We start from the raw sequence: 17,466 nt of genomic DNA, 5'->3' as shown, positions 1-17,466 counted from the left end.
TAGACTTCCTGCAAAACTAGAATCCTAGTTCATGATTGATAATACCAGCAATCAAATTCATTCGTAATCCGAAGCGTTTACGATGATTTCGATAGGTTGTTGAAAACATTTTAAACGTTTTTACTTTGGCAAAGATGTTCTCAACCTTGATTCTCTCCTTAGATAGCGCATGGTTACAGGCTTTATCTTCAGCTATTAGCGGCTTGAGTTTGCTGGATTTACGTGGAGTTTGTGCTTGAGGATATATCTTCATGAGCCCTTGATAACCACTGTCAGCCAAGATTTTACCAGCTTGTCCGATATTTCTGCGACTCATTTTGAACAACTTCATATCATGACAATAGTTCACAGCGATCTCCAAAGAAACAATTCTCCCTGGACTTGTGACAATCGCTTGAGCCTTCATAGCGTGGCATTTCTTTTTACCAGAATCATTCGCTAATTGTTTTTTAAGGCGATTGATTTTTACTTCCGTCGCATCAATCATTACCGTATCCTCAGAACTGAGAGGAGTTCTTGAAGTTGATAAGGATTATGCTCTGGTTTCTTGTCTTGTTGCTCCTGGTTTTGAATTTGAGGATTTTGAATTATTTGAAAGGGTAGATCTACTGGCGACCTATCTAGAGCACAAGGAGATGATTGAGCGTTTGACCAGATCCTAGTCTTGATAAGCAAATTTAATCTGATTTAGCAATGTTCGGATTTCTGATAATTGTGTTATAATGTTACCAATAGGAGATAATAGATGACAAAACAAGTCTTATTAGTGGATGATGAAGAACACATTCTGAGATTGCTTGACTACCATTTAAGTAAGGAAGGCTTTTCTACTCAATTGGTAACAAATGGACGGAAGGCCTTAGCTTTGGCAGAAACAGAACCCTTTGATTTTATCTTGCTTGATATCATGTTACCACAATTAGATGGCATAGAAGTTTGTAAGCGGCTGAGAGCCAAAGGCGTCAAAACTCCAATTATGATGGTTTCTGCGAAAAGTGATGAATTTGATAAGGTTTTGGCCTTGGAATTAGGGGCTGATGACTACCTGACCAAGCCTTTTAGCCCTAGAGAATTGCTGGCGCGTGTCAAGGCTGTCCTCAGGCGAACTAAAGGAGAACAAGAAGGAGATGATTCAGATAATATCGCTGACGATTCTTGGCTATTTGGGACCTTGAAAGTATACCCTGAGCGTCATGAAGTCTACAAGGCGAATAAGTTACTGAGTTTGACCCCAAAAGAATTTGAACTCTTGCTCTATCTTATGAAACATCCCAACATGACACTGACTAGAGAGCGTCTTTTGGAACGTATCTGGGGGTATGACTTTGGGCAGGAAACACGTTTGGTGGACGTTCATATTGGTAAGTTGAGGGAAAAAATTGAAGACAATCCTAAAGCCCCTCAATTTATTCGAACCATTCGGGGTTATGGTTATAAGTTCAAGGAGTTATAGATGAAACGCTACCTTCAATTTTGGCTAGTCAATCTAAGTGTTAGCCTCATTCTGATTGCAGGGATGGCATTAACTTGGATCAGTAAAGGCATCGGTCTCTTTCTTCTAGCCCTTTCTTTGGGACTAGGTAGCTACTGGCTCTTTTGCCTTTGGAAATGGGAAGTTGCTTTTGAGACCTTGCACCAACCTCTCTTGACCAGTAGTGAATACTTTTTAGAAAAAGGGCAAGAAGACTTAAAGTCTTTGGCTCAGTATGTGTCTGGCCTAAAAACCAAAGTCTCCCAACAGGATCAGCAATACAAGGACCTAGCCGAAACAATGGAGGTTCTTCTGTCGCACCTAACCATGGGGACGTTTTTAGTTTCCGCTCAAGGTCAGATGTTATTATCCAGTCGCTCTCTGCCTCATTATTTTCCCGATGTGGACGGCGACATAAGTTCACTTGATGACCTCAAACGGATGGATATTCGGAATTTAGTTCACCAAGCCTTCGATCAAAAAACAAGGTTAAAACAAGAAGTAAGTGGGTTTCATGAGGGTGACCTGATTTTAGAAGTGACAGCAGTTCCCGTTTTTAGCCCCACCCAATCTGTGGAAGCTGTGCTCGTCTTGTTATATGATTTAACAACGATTAGAACTTATGAAAAGTTAAATTTAGCCTTTGTCTCAAATGCCTCCCATGAATTGAGGACACCAGTTACTTCGATTAAGGGCTTTGCTGAAACCATTAAGGAGATGTCAGCTGAAGAAGAAGCGCTCAAGGATGACTTTCTAGACATTATTTACAAAGAAAGCTTGCGTCTTGAGCATATTGTTGAGCATCTTCTTACCTTATCTAAGGCTCAACAAATGCCTATACAATGGACGACCCTTTCTTTGGCAGAATTTGTACAGGATTTGACTCAAAGCGTGCAACCTCAGCTCAAGAAGAAGGATTTACAGCTAAAGGTGCAGGTGCCAGATGATATCACCCTCGTATCAGATAGTCAATTACTTTCCCAAATCTTACTCAATCTTTTAACCAATGCCATCCGTTACACTGAACAAGGGGGAAAAATTGAGGTCAAGACCCAAAAGGTGAACGAAGGCATTAAGATTTCTGTGTCAGATACAGGGATTGGTATTAGTCAATTAGAGCAGGATCGTATTTTTGAACGTTTTTACCGAGTTAATAAAGGTCGAAGCAGACAAACTGGTGGCACTGGTCTTGGCCTTGCTATTGTCAAAGAACTTAGTCAATTATTAGGTGGCCAAGTCACGGTGACGAGTCAGCTTGGCAGAGGCAGTTGCTTCACGATTTTTCTTCCTAACCAATCTTTCGCACAGGACTAATAATTTTTAAAGCTATTTTTAGGAGCAGCCACTTTTCAAAAGTGGCTTTTTTTGATTCTTTACACAATCTTTACATGAATCAGGGATAAACCTTTACAAAGACTTGTTAGACTATAAGTGTAGTAATCCTACACAAGAAAAATACATAGAAATAAAGGTGATTATTATGAAATTCAAAAAAATGCTTACTCTTGCAGCCATTGGCTTATCAGGATTTGGGCTTGTTGCCTGTGGCAATCAGTCATCTGCTTCCAAACAGTCAGCTTCAGAAACGATTGAGGTGATTTCACGAGAAAATGGCTCTGGAACACGGGGTGCCTTCACAGAAATCACAGGGATTCTCAAAAAAGACGGTGATAAAAAAATTGACAACACTGCCAAAACAGCTGTGATTCAAAATAGCACAGAAGGTGTTCTCTCAGCAGTTCAAGGGAATGCTAATGCTATCGGCTACATCTCCTTGGGATCTTTAACGAAATCTGTCAAGGCTTTAGAGATTGATGGTATCAAGGCTAGTCGAGACACAGTTTTAGATGGTAAATACCCTCTTCAACGTCCCTTCAACATTGTTTGGTCTTCTAATCTTTCCAAGCTAGGTCAAGATTTTATCAGCTTTATCCACTCCAAACAAGGTCAACAAGTGGTCACAGATAATAAATTTATTGAAGCTAAAACCGAAACCACAGAATATACAAGCCAACACTTATCAGGCAAGTTGTCTGTTGTAGGTTCCACTTCAGTATCTTCTTTAATGGAAAAATTAGCAGAAGCTTATAAAAAAGAAAATCCCGAAGTTACGATTGATATTACCTCTAATGGGTCTTCAGCAGGTATTACCGCTGCTAAGGAGAAAACCGCTGATATTGGTATGGTTTCTAGGGAATTAACTCCTGAAGAAGGTGAGAGTCTCAGCCATGATGCTATTGCTTTAGACGGTATTGCTGTTGTGGTCAATAATGACAATAAGGCAAGCCAAGTCAGTATGGCTAAACTTGCAGACGTTTTTAGTGGCAAATTAACCACCTGGGACAAAATTAAATAAAATGTTTGCTCCATAAATCTCTAAAGAGATGCAGACGTTTCATCGTACAATAAGATAAAGAAGGCAAGTAGGGAGGTGTCGCATCTCCCTTACTTTCTTCACTAGAAAGGACAAAATGTGACAAAACAAGCCTTCAAGGAAGCAGTTTTTAGGGCAATTTTTTTCATGAGTGCAGCAGTAGCTGTTGTAGCTATTTTGCTAATCTGTTTCTTTATTTTTAGTAATGGCTTGCCTTTCATGGCTAACTACGGCTTTACCCGTTTTTTATTAGGCAGTGATTGGTCGCCAACGAACAATCCGGCAAGCTATGGTATTTTACCAATGATTGTTGGTTCCTTATTAATTACCTTAGGAGCGATTGTGATTGGGGTGCCAACAGGCATCTTGACATCGGTGTTTATGGTTTATTATTGTCCAAAGCCCGTCTATGGCTTCTTAAAATCAGCTATCAACTTGATGGCGGCCATTCCATCTATTGTTTATGGTTTTTTCGGCCTACAATTATTGGTGCCTTGGATTAGAAGCTTTTTAGGAAATGGCATGAGTGTCCTAACCGCTTCGTTACTATTAGGAATAATGATTTTGCCAACCATTATCAGTTTGTCAGAATCTGCTATCCGAACAATTCCCAAAACGTATTATTCTGGTAGCTTGGCTCTAGGAGCTAGTCATGAACGGAGTATTTTTAGTGTCATCTTGCCAGCTGCGAGATCTGGTATTTTATCAGCAGTTATTTTAGGAATCGGTCGCGCAGTAGGCGAAACCATGGCAGTTATTTTGGTGGCAGGCAACCAGCCGATTATTCCAAGTGGACTCTTTTCAGGAACCAGAACCTTAACAACCAATATTGTTCTGGAAATGGCTTACGCATCAGGTCAGCATAGGGAAGCCCTTATTGCAACCTCAGCAGTTCTCTTTTTCCTTATTCTCTTGATTAATGCCTACTTTGCCTACTTGAAAGGAAAATCATCTTATGAGTAAATACCTGCTAAAACTTCTCGTTTATTGTTTTTCAGCTTTAACCTTTGGCTCTCTCTTTTTAATCATTGGTTTTATCCTCATCAAAGGCTTACCTCATCTAAGTCTATCCCTCTTTTCTTGGACTTATACTTCTGAGAACATTTCCCTTATGCCAGCGATTATTTCCACCGTTATTCTGGTCTTTGGTGCTCTTCTTTTAGCCTTGCCCATAGGGATTTTTGCTGGTTTTTATCTTGTGGAATATACAAAAAAAGATTCCCTTTGTGTTAAAATCATGCGATTGGCCTCAGATACCTTGTCTGGGATTCCTTCCATTGTTTTTGGTCTGTTTGGCATGCTCTTCTTTGTAGTCTTCTTAGGTTTTCAATACTCTCTGTTATCAGGAATCTTAACCTCAGTCATCATGGTGTTGCCAGTCATTATTCGCTCAACAGAAGAAGCCCTTTTATCTGTTAGTGATAGCATGCGTCAAGCAAGTTATGGACTTGGGGCAGGTAAGTTACGGACTGTTTTTAGAATTGTTCTACCAGTTGCCATGCCAGGTATTTTAGCTGGAGTGATACTAGCTATTGGCCGTATCGTTGGTGAGACAGCTGCCCTCATGTATACATTAGGTACCTCTACCAATACGCCAAGTAGTCTCATGTCTTCAGGTCGTTCTCTAGCCCTGCATATGTATATGCTGTCAAGTGAGGGGCTACATGTCAATGAAGCCTATGCTACCGGTGTGATTTTGATTATTACTGTTTTAATGATAAATACTCTATCAAGCTTATTATCTCGAAAACTTGTGAAAGGAGCTTCCTAGTATGGGAACATTTTCAGTCAGACACCTAGACTTATTTTACGGGGACTTTCAAGCCTTAAAAAATATTTCGATTCAATTACCAGAAAGACAGATTACTGCCTTGATAGGCCCATCTGGTTGTGGTAAATCAACTTTTCTAAAAACCCTTAATCGGATGAACGATTTGGTTCCTTCTTGCCATATTGAAGGCCAAGTCCTCTTAGATGAGCAAGATATTTATAGTAGCAAATTCAACCTTAATCAGCTACGTAAGCGTGTAGGGATGGTTTTTCAACAGCCTAATCCCTTTGCCATGTCTATCTATGATAACGTGGCTTATGGCCCAAGGACACATGGTATTCGAGACAAAAAACAATTAGATGCCTTAGTGGAAAAATCTTTAAAAGGGGCAGCCATTTGGGACGAAGTCAAAGATAATCTTAAAAAGAGTGCCATGTCCTTATCAGGCGGTCAGCAGCAACGCCTTTGCATTGCGCGAGCTTTAGCAGTAGAACCTGATATTCTGTTAATGGATGAGCCGACTTCAGCCTTAGACCCTATCTCCACTTTAAAAATTGAAGACCTCATTCAGCAACTAAAAAAGGATTATACGATTATCATTGTTACCCATAACATGCAACAAGCTTCACGTATTTCAGATAAAACTGCTTTTTTCTTAACAGGAGAAATTTGCGAATTTGGAGATACCGTTGACGTGTTTACCAATCCAAAAGATCAGCGCACAGAAGACTATATTTCAGGACGGTTCGGATAAGGAAGGAAAAACCTATGAGAAATCAATTTGATTTAGAATTGCATGAATTAGAACAATCCTTTTTAGGACTAGGACAACTTGTCCTTGAAACAGCTTCAAAAACCTTACTGGCCTTAGCCTCCAAAGACAAGGAGATGGCAGAGCTAATTATCAATAAGGATCATGCTATCAACCAAGGTCAAAGCGCTATCGAATTGACCTGTGCCCGTTTGTTGGCCTTGCAGCAGCCACAAGTGTCTGACCTTCGATTTGTGATTAGCATCATGTCTTCTTGTTCAGACCTTGAACGTATGGGAGACCATATGGCAGGCATTGCCAAAGCTGTTTTGCAACTAAAAGAAAATCAACTAGCCCCTGACGAAGAACAGTTACACCAAATGGGTAAATTATCCCTCAGCATGCTAGCCGATTTATTGGTTGCCTTTCCTTTGCACCAAGCCTCAAAAGCTATTAGTATTGCTCAAAAAGATGAACAGATTGACCAATATTATTATGCCTTATCAAAGGAAATCATTGGACTTATGAAAGACCAAGAAACCTCAATTCCCAATGGAACTCAATACCTTTATATCATAGGGCATCTGGAACGCTTCGCTGATTACATTGCTAACATTTGTGAACGCCTAGTCTACCTAGAAACAGGAGAACTAGTGGATTTGAATTAATTCAACTAATCCTTAAAAGAGAAGAGTACGATTAAGTGCTCTTTTTTATGGTTGTAAAAAAGTTCATTTGACCAATTTAAGCAGTGTAGATAGTGAGGAGCTGTTTCAATTCTATCGTGAACGAGGGAATGCTGAAAACTTTATCAAAGAAAGGAAAGCAGGATTCTTTGGGGATAAGACAGATAGTTCGACCATGGTTAAGAATGAAGTACGTATGATGATGGGCTATCTGGCTTATAATCTCTACCTCTTTTTAAAGCAGCTAGCTGGTGATGAAGTAAAGGCCTTGACTATCAAGCGTTTTCGACCTCTCTTCCTTCATATTGCCGGAAAATATGTCTCTACTGCTAGACGACATATTCTCAAATTCTCAAGTCTATACGCCTATTCAAAACAATTTCAAGCCTTATTTGATACAATCTGCCAGATAAATCTGATACTCCCTATTCCATATAGAGCTAGAGGGCAGGGGAAAACATGCCTAACAGAATAAGTCACCTTATTTTAAAAATCGAGCATCAAACCAAGGGAGGAGTCTGCCCTTTTTTAGGAAAAAATCAAGACAAATCTCCTCAATCATGTCTCGAACATCAGAAATTAAGCAAAATCACCAGAAGGACAGTATTTCAACTAGCTTTTCTGGTAATTTTTGAACTGTGTAGTTCGTTAGTGCCAGATATGAATAATTTGGGATGATAAATCTTTCTTCCTCAGGTAGCCTATCATAATACTCTTCAAAAATCTTAGCAAAAACACTCTCTTTCTTTTGGGCGATAGTTTCATCTTCGTATGTAGGAGTCCTCATCAAGAAATACTTCAATTCTAGGTATTCCTTATCCAACTCTATATAACTTGGCATCAACTTGTAATCTTCAACCCCCAAACGTTCAGCGATATATTTTAACTTTGTTAGTGTTGGTCTGGATTCTCCATTTTCAATTCTAATTAATTGACGGATACTTAATTCAGACTCATCACCACAAAATTCTGAACGACTGATTTTTTTAGCCAAACGTAATCTTTTAATTTTTTCGCCAAACTCTCGCAACCTACAAGAACCTCCTGAGTTGTTTACCTCTATTATAAGCATATACTGAATCAAACTATCTATCAGATTTCTTCTCACTTTAACTAAAGACTGAGAGTTTAATACTAGCCCCGGTTTTTGTGTATTTTTGAAGTCACAAAGACACCACTTCCCAGCAATGCAAGTGCAAAATCCTCTAGAATATGATAGAATAATGGAAAGGACTCTATTAAGGAGGAAATCATGAAAAAACAAACCGTCGCCGTCTTGGGGCCTGGTTCCTGGGGAACTGCCCTTTCACAAGTCTTAAATGACAATGGACACGAGGTACGTATTTGGGGAAATCTTCCCGAACAAATCAATGAAATTAATACCTATCATACTAACAAGCACTACTTTAAAGATGTCGTTCTAGATGAAAATATCATTGCCTACACCGACTTAGCAGAGGCACTGAGAGATGTGGATGCGATTTTGTTTGTTGTCCCAACAAAAGTGACACGACTTGTTGCCCAACAAGTTGCACAAACCTTGGACCATAAGGTTATCATCATGCACGCATCAAAGGGATTAGAACCTGATAGCCATAAACGATTATCAACCATCCTTGAAGAAGAAATTCCTGAACATCTCCGCAGTGATATTGTCGTTGTTTCAGGTCCTAGTCATGCAGAAGAGACCATTGTGCGTGACCTGACTTTAATCACTGCTGCTTCTAAAGATTTACACACAGCTCAATACGTTCAGGAGCTATTTAGTAATCACTACTTCCGACTTTATACCAATACGGATGTTATCGGGGTCGAAACCGCTGGTGCTCTTAAAAATATTATCGCTGTCGGTGCCGGAGCTTTACATGGTTTGGGATTTGGTGACAATGCCAAGGCAGCCATCATCGCTCGAGGCTTGGCAGAAATTACCCGCCTAGGGGTGGCACTCGGGGCTAGTCCATTGACCTATAGTGGCTTGTCTGGTGTAGGAGACTTGATCGTAACGGGAACCTCCATCCACTCTCGTAACTGGAGAGCTGGAGATGCCCTTGGTCGTGGAGAATCTCTAGCTGATATCGAAGCCAATATGGGCATGGTGATTGAAGGAATTTCAACGACCCGAGCAGCCTATGAACTAGCGCAAGAACTTGGAGTCTATATGCCCATTACACAAGCCATTTACCAAGTTATCTACCACGGAACCAATATCAAAGATGCCATTTATGACATCATGAACAATGAATTTAAAGCAGAAAATGAGTGGTCTTAACCCTCTAGAGAAAGGATTCTTATGGCACTGAAAGTTAGAAAAGCAGTCATTCCTGCCGCTGGACTAGGAACTCGATTTTTACCAGCAACCAAGGCCCTTGCCAAAGAAATGTTGCCAATTGTAGACAAACCAACTATCCAGTTTATCGTGGAAGAGGCTCTCAAATCAGGTATTGAAGATATTCTGGTTGTCACTGGTAAGTCAAAACGTTCTATTGAGGACCACTTTGATTCAAATTTTGAGCTTGAGTACAACCTCAAAGAGAAAGGTAAAACAGATCTGTTAAAATTGGTAGATGAAGCAACTGGTATGCGCCTCCATTTCATCCGCCAAACTCACCCTCGTGGTCTTGGAGATGCTGTCCTACAAGCCAAAGCTTTTGTAGGGAATGAGCCCTTCGTTGTTATGCTGGGTGATGACCTTATGGACATCACAGATGAGAACGCCGTTCCTTTGACAAAACAACTGATGAAGGATTACGAAAAGACACACGCATCAACCATTGCTGTCATGCCCGTACCACACGAAGACGTTTCATCATATGGAGTCATTGCTCCTCAAGGTGAAGGAATCAACGGACTCTATAGCGTTGAAACTTTCGTTGAAAAACCAGCGACCGAAGATGCACCAAGTGATTTTGCAATCATCGGTCGCTATCTACTCACACCTGAGATTTTTGATATCCTCGAAAAGCAAGCTCCTGGTGCTGGAAATGAAATCCAACTTACTGATGCTATTGATACGCTCAATAAAACACAGCGTGTTTTTGCCCGTGAATTTACAGGAGCTCGTTACGACGTTGGGGATAAGTTTGGATTTATGAAAACATCTATTGACTACGCCCTCAAACATCCACAAGTCAAAGATGACTTAAAAGATTACCTCATCCAACTGGGAAAAGAATTGGCTGAGAAGGAATAATACTCTTCGAAAATCTCTTCAAACCACGTTAGCTTCACCTTGCCGTACTCAAGTATAGCCTGCGGTTAGCTTCCTAGTTTGCTCTTTGATTTTCATTGAGTATAAAATAAAAAAAGATAAGGTTCAAAAAATGCCTTATCTTTTTTCATTTCACAAATTTTCATCCCATTCCCTTGTAGAGAAGTAAGACTGCGAGTCCTACGAACAAGACTAACGCTACCAGTCTCTGACTAGCACTATACATCCGTCTTTCTCCTCTAACTGGAAAGATAATTGCTAGAAATGCACCACCAACTGCACCTCCGATATGGCCTGCTAGGCTGATTCCTGGAATCAGAACACTTCCAATAATGTTAATCACAAAAAGTGTCAGATAAGACTGTCCTAGCTGTTGGATATAAGGATTACGAGTTGCATAGCGAAGAATGATAATCGCGGCAAATAGACCATAAAGAGAGGTGGATGCACCTGCTGCTAAGGATTTGGGACTAAATACAAAAACAAAGAGATTGCCCATCATTCCTGATAAAAGATAGAGAAAAAAAAACTGCTTAGAACCGAAAATCTCCTCTACCTGCCTTCCAAGATAATAAAGTGAAAGCATATTAACAATGAAATGCTCCCACCCAATATGAACAAAAATAGCCGAAAAGAGACGCCAAATTTGCTCGGGAAAGAGGCGAATGGCAGGCCCATACATGGCTCCAAATCGAAATAGAGTATCCGCCCTGTCAAAGTTTCCTCCTGTAGTTACCAACATTAGTAGAAATACCACGGCCGTCACTAAAAGAAAGAAACTCGTCACAGGGTAACGCCTATCAAAGATTTCCTTCATCAATCAAAACCTCCTGAACAGGAATATCATGGTTTTCAGGGATAAAGTCCTGAACTTGATAATGATAAACCGTACTCAAAGTATGACCAGTAAACTGTTCCAGATAGCGGTCATAATAACCTCCGCCATAGCCAATCCGATAGCCTTCCATCGTAAAAGCCAGCCCTGGGACATGAATCAAATCAATCTGAGAGGCATCTACCACTTCCAAATTTCCCTGTGGTTCCAGTAAGCCAAAGGAAGTTTTGACCAGTTGTTGCAGATCATAGACCACAAAGTCCATGCGCCCCTTGGAATAGGTTTTGGGTATCAGAACCTTCTTGCCGTCCCTCAGCGCCTGCTCAATCAATCCCTGCGTTTGAAATTCGTGCGGAAAAGAGAGATAGGTTGCGATGACCTTGGCTTCTTGGTAGAAGGGATGGTGTAAAAGCCGCTCGGTTAAAGCTTGCTCTATAGCCTGTTTTTGCTCTTGAGATATAGCCTTCATTTCTTGCAAGACTTGCTTGCGTAGTTCCGATTTCATAGACAACCCCTCTACTCTGCTGCCTTCTTTTTCAGGAAACTAGAGACCGCATCCACCCCAATAGCTAATGCTTCTTCCTTAGGAGCCATCTGAGGGTGATGAAGGGCGTAGGGACTATCGATACCCAGCCAAAACATCACGCCATCAACCTTTGAAAGGAGATAACCAAAGTCCTCGCCTGTCATAGCAGGCTCGATATCAATCAACTCAATTCCGTCTTTCTCTTCAAAAAAGTCCATTAGTTCACGCGCCAAGGCTGGATGGTTCTCAACAGGTAGGTATCCACCTTGTTTGAGTTCCACTTCGACTTCCATATCAAAGGCAGCTGCAACTCCTTCTGCAACTGTTTTGACCCGCTTTTGTACCAAGAGACTCATGTCCTGAGTCAAGGCCCGAATAGTTCCATGCAAAAAGGCTGTATCTGTGATAACATTGTTGGTTGTTCCAGCTTGGAAAACTCCAAAGGTCACCACCGCTCCCTCGATTGGGTTGACATTGCGGCTGACAACTGACTGCACCTGGGTCACAAAGTAACTAGCTGCCACCAAGGCGTCATTAGCTTCATGTGGAAAGGCTGCGTGTCCTCCTTTGCCTTTGAAACGGATCTTCACCTCGCAAGTTCCTGCAAAGAGTGTATGAGTATTGGTCGCAATCTGACCAACCTTCAAATCTGGTCGAACATGAAGCCCATAAAACTGGTCTGGCAACCAGTCTCCAAAAGCGCCATCCTCATACATGAGCATGCCACCAGCTTCATTTTCTTCAGCAGGCTGAAATAGGAAGAGTAGATTATTTTTAGGTTGTTCCTCAAGGGCGCGCTCGAGACAGCCTAAGGCAATAGTCATGTGGAAATCATGACCACAAGCGTGCATGCGACCTTGATGCTGAGAAGCAAAAGGAAGTCCTGTTTGTTCAACGATAGGCAGACCATCAATATCCGTCCGCCAACCAATAGTACGCTCTGGCTGACTTCCCTGCAAGTAAACCAAAATACCTGTCCGCCAAGTACGAACTTGAACAAACTCCTTGCCCGCAGTCAATTTCTCAATCACATCCAGCAAATAAGCATGAGTCTTGAACTCCTCCAAGCCAATCTCTGGAATCTGGTGCAAATCTCGTCTAGTCTGAATCAAATCTAACATCTATCTATCCTCCTATATAGCAGAAAGAGGCTGGAAAAAGGGTCCCGCCTCTATTTTTCTTTTACAATTACAAGGTACGAAGCGCATCTTCTAGCGCTGTTTTTTGTTGAGTTTGGGCATCAATCTCTTTGATAATTCGAGCTGGAACACCTGCTACTACTACATTTTCTGGAACATCTTGGGTAACGATAGCTCCTGCTGCGACAACTGAACCACTACCGATTTGGACTCCTTCGATAACCACTGCATTGGCACCGATAAGAACATTGTCTCCAACACGGACTGGTTCTGCGCTAGCTGGCTCAATCACACCTGCTAAAACTGCACCTGCACCAACGTGGCTATTTTTCCCAACGATGGCACGGCCACCAAGGATAGCCCCCATATCAATCATGGTTCCTGCACCGATTTCAGCACCGATATTGATAACAGCTCCCATCATGATAACAGCATTGTCACCAATTTCTACCTGGTCACGGATAATAGCGCCTGGCTCGATACGAGCGTTGATAGCACGTTTATCTAGCAAAGGAACTGCAGAATTGCGAGCATCTTGCTCAACAACATAGTCTTGATTTTCTACCAAACCATTGAGAAGCGGAGCCACGTCCTTCCAGTCTCCAAATAAAACATTCCCTAGTCTAACAACCGAGCTAGGTACAGCAGTTGCGAGTTGTCCCTCAAAAGTTACTTTCACACTGGTTTTCTTCTCAGCATTAGCGATAAATTGGATAATTTCTTGAGCATTCATTTTTGTAGCAGTCATAAAAAAACCTCTCATTCTTTATAATGATAACTATTCTACCAAAAAAAGCCTCAAATTTGAAGCCTTTTTGTCTGTTTTTAGGTATGATTTTTTAGGGATGTGAGATAAAACGTGCTGTCGGTAAAAGCAAACCCCTACCGATACAACCTAAAAACACTCTTCACAACTATCTCCCCGTGTTTTATTGACTATTCTAGTATAGCACACTTTTAGAATTAAGAAAAGACTTTTTATCTACTTTCTTTCGCTTCTTCTATAGACAAAAATATCATGGGTAAAATAATCAAGGCCATAGCTAGAAGGAGTGACCAATCCACTACCAGGCCTAAGAACAAAACACTCAAGAGAGCAGAAGAGAGAGGTTCACTGGCACTGATAACGGAAACCACCAAAGGAGAAACCAAGGACACCGCCTTCATGGAAATAAAAAAAGCAAAAGCCGTCCCAAAGAAAGCGATAATGAGGCAAATCAAGATACTCCAAATATCAAGAGTAAAGGAAAGCTGATGCACTGGCGAGAGAACATTGCTAAATAAACCTGCCAAAATCATCCCCCACCCAACCGTGGGTACAAAACCATAGCGCTTCGCAAAAGGCTGGGGCAAGATAACATTAAACATAACACCCATAGCACTCAGTAAGCCCGTCACAAGGGCTAGTGGTGTCATGGATAACTGAGAGAGATCTCCCTTTGTCGCCATCAAGCAAACACCCAGCATAGCAATCAAAACATAGAAAATAGCACTTTTTGACGCTCGTTTTTGATAAACCAAGCGATTGTAAAAGAGGATAAAGACAGGACTGATAAACTGTAAAATAGTCGCTGTCGCTGCATTTGAGTATTCTACACAGAGATAGAAAAAATACTGGACTGGAAAAATCCCCAAAATAGCATAGGCCAAAAAGGGTAGGTAATTTTTCTTGTCTCGCCAAATATCTAGCACTTGCGATTTTAATTGTATTGCAGACCAAATGAGTACAAGACTCCCTGCTAGTGTCAATCGCATAGAGGTAATCCAGCCAGAAGACACCTGGTAATGAGTAAAGAAATACTCTCCTAGAATTCCACAGATTCCCCAGATTAAGCCGGATAGGAGCGAATAAATAGTTCCTTTAACAATCTTTTTCTGATACTGATTCATACCTTTATTGTAACACGAAAGGAAAAAAGAAAAAAGTGGCAATCCATTGATTCGCCACTTCATTTAGAGAATTATCGTCTCGCCCTTGAAGAAGAAGGTCGTGTAGCACTTGAGTTACTGCTATCGCTAGAACTACTACTTGAACTGCTGGAGCTTGATGGAGTTGGTAGACTCCTCACAATACTAGACCAAGCATTCTGATAATCCGCATCACTTCCGCCAATAGCAAAGCGATAACTTGTCGCTGGCGCTCCTGACTTATTAGCCCAATAGCTGGTAACAGTCGAACCTGTGACCTCTACTTCTTTTCCTTCAACAGAAACCTTCCCTGGTTTTTGACCTGTTGATTTCAAGACTTCCGATTTCACTACACTAGGATCTAAAGCAAAGCGCTCGTTCCCCCAAATGCTTGGGGAGGCTTTCTGAATCGCATTTACTAGATGAGCCATGTAATTAGAGTTATTAGAATAACCTGCTCTACGTGACAATGAATGATTATCATCATGCCCAATCCAGCCACCTAGGGTTAATCTAGGTGTCGAAAGCATGAGCCACATATTTTCGTCTTGGTTGGTTGTACCAGTCTTCCCAATCCAATCTGCATTAGCCAGATTAGGATTTAAAGAAGTCAGATTCGTCTTGAAGGTTGTTGTCACACGAGAGGATAGAACTTCTCGCAACAAGCCCTGCATAATTGTCGCAGTAGCTTTTGAATAGACTTGAACCGGTTTATCCTGATATTCATACACCACTCTACCATCTGCTGCTTCAATTTTAGAAATTACATGTTTTTTATGATATAGACCATTATTTGCTAAGGTCTGATATCCATTAGTATGCTGGGCAACTGTGACTTCAATACCACCACCCATTGGCAGGCTCTCAATACCGTACTCAGGAATCTCGTAACCCATCTTTTCCATATAACCCTTGACATCAACACCCTTTTCACGGAGCATACGATAGGTCCAGTAAGCAGGGATATTCCATGAATAGTTCAGAGCTTCTCCCAAGGTCATCATTCCTGTTCCCTTGCTATTAGCATACATAATCGGATTGCCATTAGCAAAGTTTGTTGGATAGTTAGATAGAATCGTTTCACTTCCCATCAAGCCCTGGTCAATAGCAATACCGTAGGCCAGCAAGGGCTTGGTAGTAGAAGCTGGCGAACGTTTGGTATCAAAGGCATGATTATTTTGATTTTCTTGATAATTACGACCACCTACAAAGCCTAGAATAGCACCTGTTTGGTTGTCCATCAAGACATTCCCTACTTCTACACGACCTGTTCCATCGTCTAAAAGATAGCCATAATCAGCAACCGCACTTTGCATGGCAGAATGAATTTTCTGATCTATGGTAGTAGTAATCTTATAACCACCATTTTCAATTTCCTTGGCTGCCAAATCACGATAAAACTTCTGAGTTGCCTCATTTTTCAATTCCTTAGTGGAGACATTGTCTCTCTGAGCTAGATAGTCATACATACGTTCTTGAGCTTCTGCCAAAGTTGTAAAGTATAAATAGTCTCGTGAAATTCCTGTGACCGTGCCCGATGGTAAAAAGTCCTGTTTAAGGTCATAATCCTTGTACTGAGAATACTCGTCCTTGCTTAAGGCACCTGTACGATACATACTGTAAAGAACTGCCTTAGCCCGTCTTAAGCCAATTTCTAGGTCTTCATCACTCTTCAACTCCCCAGTATTTTCATAAGGAGAGTAAGTAATGGGACTCTGTGGAAGTCCTGCTAAAAATGCTGCTTGAGGAACAGTCAACTGACTGGCATCGACACCGAAAATCCCCTCAGCCGCCTGCTGAGCTCCTGCAATATTCTGCCCCTTATTATTTCGGCCAAAGGGAGCCACATTGAGATAGGTCGTTAAAATCTCATCTTTATTCATGGCACGTTCCAAGGCAAGAGCATCCACAATCTCTGTCGCCTTACGAGCCAAGGTCGGCGCATCCCCAACCACCTGCTGTTTAATCAGTTGCTGGGTCAAGGTTGAACCCCCACTTGAGGAACCCAAACCTACAAATTTCCCCAAGGTCGCACGAATCACCGCCTTGGGCACTACACCCTTATGTTCTTTGAAGTGTTCATCTTCCGTCGCAATGATAGCCTTCTTCAGATTTTCCGAAATTTGCTCAGATGAGATAGAAGTGCGCAACAAATCACTCTCTATGGAAGCAATCACCGTCCCATCCGCATAGGTAATCTCTGAAATAGAAGAGATGTCCTTGACCTGATGTACCAATTCTTCTGTCTGAGGCACCCGAACCTTGTCAAATAAGGCCACTCCGTACCCCAAAGCAATCCCAGCTCCCAACATTCCTCCTAGAAAACCAAGCACAAAGAGCAAGTTAAATAGGGCTTTTATACTCAGTAAAATAGCTGGAAAAATGGCTGGCCTATCTAAGGTTTTAGATTTTTTGGTACTTGAACCTTTCTTGCCAGGTCTAGCTGATTTTTTATTTTTTTGTTTTTGCTGGAAAAATTCCAGCATTTTCTGTTTTAATTCATTTAATTGATTTTGCATGGATTTCCTCACTCTATCTATTATACCATAAAAGGGAAACTTTCAATAAAATAGCCACTTTCTTCCCTATTCTGCTAGGCTATTGCCCAAGTTTGTGATACAATAGTTAGAAACAATAATTTTAAAAAGGAGAAAAGACACATGCACATTTTTGATGAGCTAAAAGAGCGTGGTTTGATTTTTCAAACGACTGATGAAGAAGCTTTGCGTAAAGCCCTAGAAGAAGGGCAAGTTTCTTATTATACTGGCTACGATCCAACTGCTGACAGCCTTCACCT

Annotated in this window: 16 protein-coding genes and 4 pseudogenes; 12 read left to right on the top strand and 8 right to left on the bottom strand. The window is 41.3% G+C overall.

Translation table 11 applies throughout. The annotated features are described in order from the left end of the window. Positions 1-16 precede the first annotated feature (16 nt). Positions 17-529: pseudogene (locus HT699_RS07290) on the bottom strand (transposase); the annotation flags it as partial. On the opposite strand from HT699_RS07290, the pseudogene HT699_RS07285 reads away from it, so the two are divergent. The 9 genes and pseudogenes from HT699_RS07285 to HT699_RS07245 all read left to right on the top strand — a co-directional run. Beyond that, positions 522-662 (top strand): annotated as a pseudogene (locus HT699_RS07285) (cupin domain-containing protein); the annotation flags it as partial. The pseudogenes HT699_RS07290 and HT699_RS07285 sit on opposite strands and share 8 nt — an antisense overlap. Positions 663-745: 83 nt before the next feature. Then, on the top strand, positions 746-1,453 hold the full coding sequence (locus tag HT699_RS07280) for a response regulator transcription factor (protein WP_000166478.1): 708 nt from the start codon (positions 746-748) through the stop codon (positions 1,451-1,453). After that, positions 1,454-2,785, top strand: a complete 1,332-nt coding sequence (locus HT699_RS07275) for an ATP-binding protein (RefSeq protein ID WP_023935331.1) — start codon at positions 1,454-1,456, stop codon at positions 2,783-2,785. Positions 2,786-2,951: 166 nt separating this feature from the next. After that, positions 2,952-3,827 carry a substrate-binding domain-containing protein gene (locus HT699_RS07270; RefSeq protein ID WP_023939915.1) on the top strand — a complete coding sequence of 292 codons (876 nt, stop codon included), beginning with the start codon at positions 2,952-2,954 and terminating at the stop codon, positions 3,825-3,827. Between the two features lie 117 nt (positions 3,828-3,944). Further along, positions 3,945-4,808 (top strand): phosphate ABC transporter permease subunit PstC, encoded by an 864-nt coding sequence (gene pstC, locus HT699_RS07265; protein ID WP_166727422.1) that lies wholly within the window; start codon positions 3,945-3,947, stop codon positions 4,806-4,808. Then, positions 4,801-5,616, top strand: coding sequence for a phosphate ABC transporter permease PstA (pstA, locus tag HT699_RS07260; RefSeq protein WP_000049768.1), 816 nt, complete (start codon positions 4,801-4,803; stop codon positions 5,614-5,616). Before pstC ends, pstA begins: the two co-directional genes overlap by 8 nt. 1 nt (position 5,617) lies before the next feature. Beyond that, a complete protein-coding gene (gene pstB, locus HT699_RS07255; protein WP_000536446.1) occupies positions 5,618-6,370 on the top strand; it encodes a phosphate ABC transporter ATP-binding protein PstB in 753 nt (250 codons plus the stop codon). A gap of 14 nt (positions 6,371-6,384) precedes the next feature. Continuing rightward, entirely contained in the window at positions 6,385-7,035 is a 651-nt protein-coding gene (gene phoU, locus HT699_RS07250; RefSeq protein ID WP_001245788.1) for a phosphate signaling complex protein PhoU, read from the top strand. A gap of 61 nt (positions 7,036-7,096) precedes the next feature. Then, positions 7,097-7,528 (top strand): annotated as a pseudogene (locus HT699_RS07245) (transposase); the annotation flags it as partial. Between the two features lie 114 nt (positions 7,529-7,642). On the opposite strand, the gene HT699_RS07240 reads toward HT699_RS07245, so the two are convergent. Beyond that, positions 7,643-8,083 carry a helix-turn-helix transcriptional regulator gene (locus tag HT699_RS07240; protein WP_001206586.1) on the bottom strand — a complete coding sequence of 147 codons (441 nt, stop codon included), beginning with the start codon at positions 8,081-8,083 and terminating at the stop codon, positions 7,643-7,645. Between the two features lie 222 nt (positions 8,084-8,305). Between HT699_RS07240 and HT699_RS07235 the strand changes: the two genes are divergently transcribed. Together HT699_RS07235 and galU are read left to right on the top strand one after the other, a co-directional pair. Next, positions 8,306-9,322, top strand: a complete 1,017-nt coding sequence (locus HT699_RS07235; protein WP_000745045.1) for an NAD(P)H-dependent glycerol-3-phosphate dehydrogenase — start codon at positions 8,306-8,308, stop codon at positions 9,320-9,322. A 21-nt stretch (positions 9,323-9,343) separates the two neighbouring features. Next, positions 9,344-10,243: a UTP--glucose-1-phosphate uridylyltransferase GalU gene (gene galU / locus HT699_RS07230; protein WP_001185619.1), complete on the top strand. Its 900-nt coding sequence runs from the start codon at positions 9,344-9,346 to the stop codon at positions 10,241-10,243. A gap of 160 nt (positions 10,244-10,403) precedes the next feature. Here the strand turns inward: galU and HT699_RS07225 are convergent, their stop codons facing one another. The 6 genes from HT699_RS07225 to pbp1b all read right to left on the bottom strand — a co-directional run bounded on the left by HT699_RS07225 (position 10,404) and on the right by pbp1b (position 17,188). Further along, complete coding sequence (locus tag HT699_RS07225; RefSeq protein ID WP_000658506.1) at positions 10,404-11,078, bottom strand: rhomboid family intramembrane serine protease; 675 nt, start codon at positions 11,076-11,078, stop codon at positions 10,404-10,406. Further along, complete coding sequence (locus tag HT699_RS07220) at positions 11,062-11,601, bottom strand: 5-formyltetrahydrofolate cyclo-ligase (protein WP_000834335.1); 540 nt, start codon at positions 11,599-11,601, stop codon at positions 11,062-11,064. Before HT699_RS07220 ends, HT699_RS07225 begins: the two co-directional genes overlap by 17 nt. Positions 11,602-11,612: 11 nt before the next feature. Beyond that, a complete protein-coding gene (locus tag HT699_RS07215) occupies positions 11,613-12,743 on the bottom strand; it encodes an N-acetyldiaminopimelate deacetylase (protein ID WP_000885081.1) in 1,131 nt (376 codons plus the stop codon). 67 nt (positions 12,744-12,810) lie between these two features. Then, entirely contained in the window at positions 12,811-13,509 is a 699-nt protein-coding gene (gene dapD, locus HT699_RS07210) for a 2,3,4,5-tetrahydropyridine-2,6-dicarboxylate N-acetyltransferase (RefSeq protein WP_000127477.1), read from the bottom strand. A 230-nt stretch (positions 13,510-13,739) separates the two neighbouring features. Then, the gene (locus HT699_RS07205) at positions 13,740-14,651 is read right to left on the bottom strand and encodes a DMT family transporter (protein ID WP_172934213.1); all 912 of its coding nucleotides are present in this window, start codon (positions 14,649-14,651) and stop codon (positions 13,740-13,742) included. A 71-nt stretch (positions 14,652-14,722) separates the two neighbouring features. Next, the gene (pbp1b, locus tag HT699_RS07200) at positions 14,723-17,188 is read right to left on the bottom strand and encodes a penicillin-binding protein PBP1B (protein WP_172934212.1); all 2,466 of its coding nucleotides are present in this window, start codon (positions 17,186-17,188) and stop codon (positions 14,723-14,725) included. A 141-nt stretch (positions 17,189-17,329) separates the two neighbouring features. On the opposite strand from pbp1b, the pseudogene HT699_RS07195 reads away from it, so the two are divergent. After that, positions 17,330-17,466 (top strand): annotated as a pseudogene (locus HT699_RS07195) (tyrosine--tRNA ligase); the annotation flags it as partial.

Source organism: Streptococcus sp. 1055, assembly GCF_013276815.1.
Taxonomy (GTDB): Bacteria; Bacillota; Bacilli; order Lactobacillales; family Streptococcaceae; genus Streptococcus; species Streptococcus pseudopneumoniae.
The sequence above is the reverse complement of the archived record's forward strand: the minus strand, read 5'-3'. Positions and strand labels throughout refer to the sequence as shown.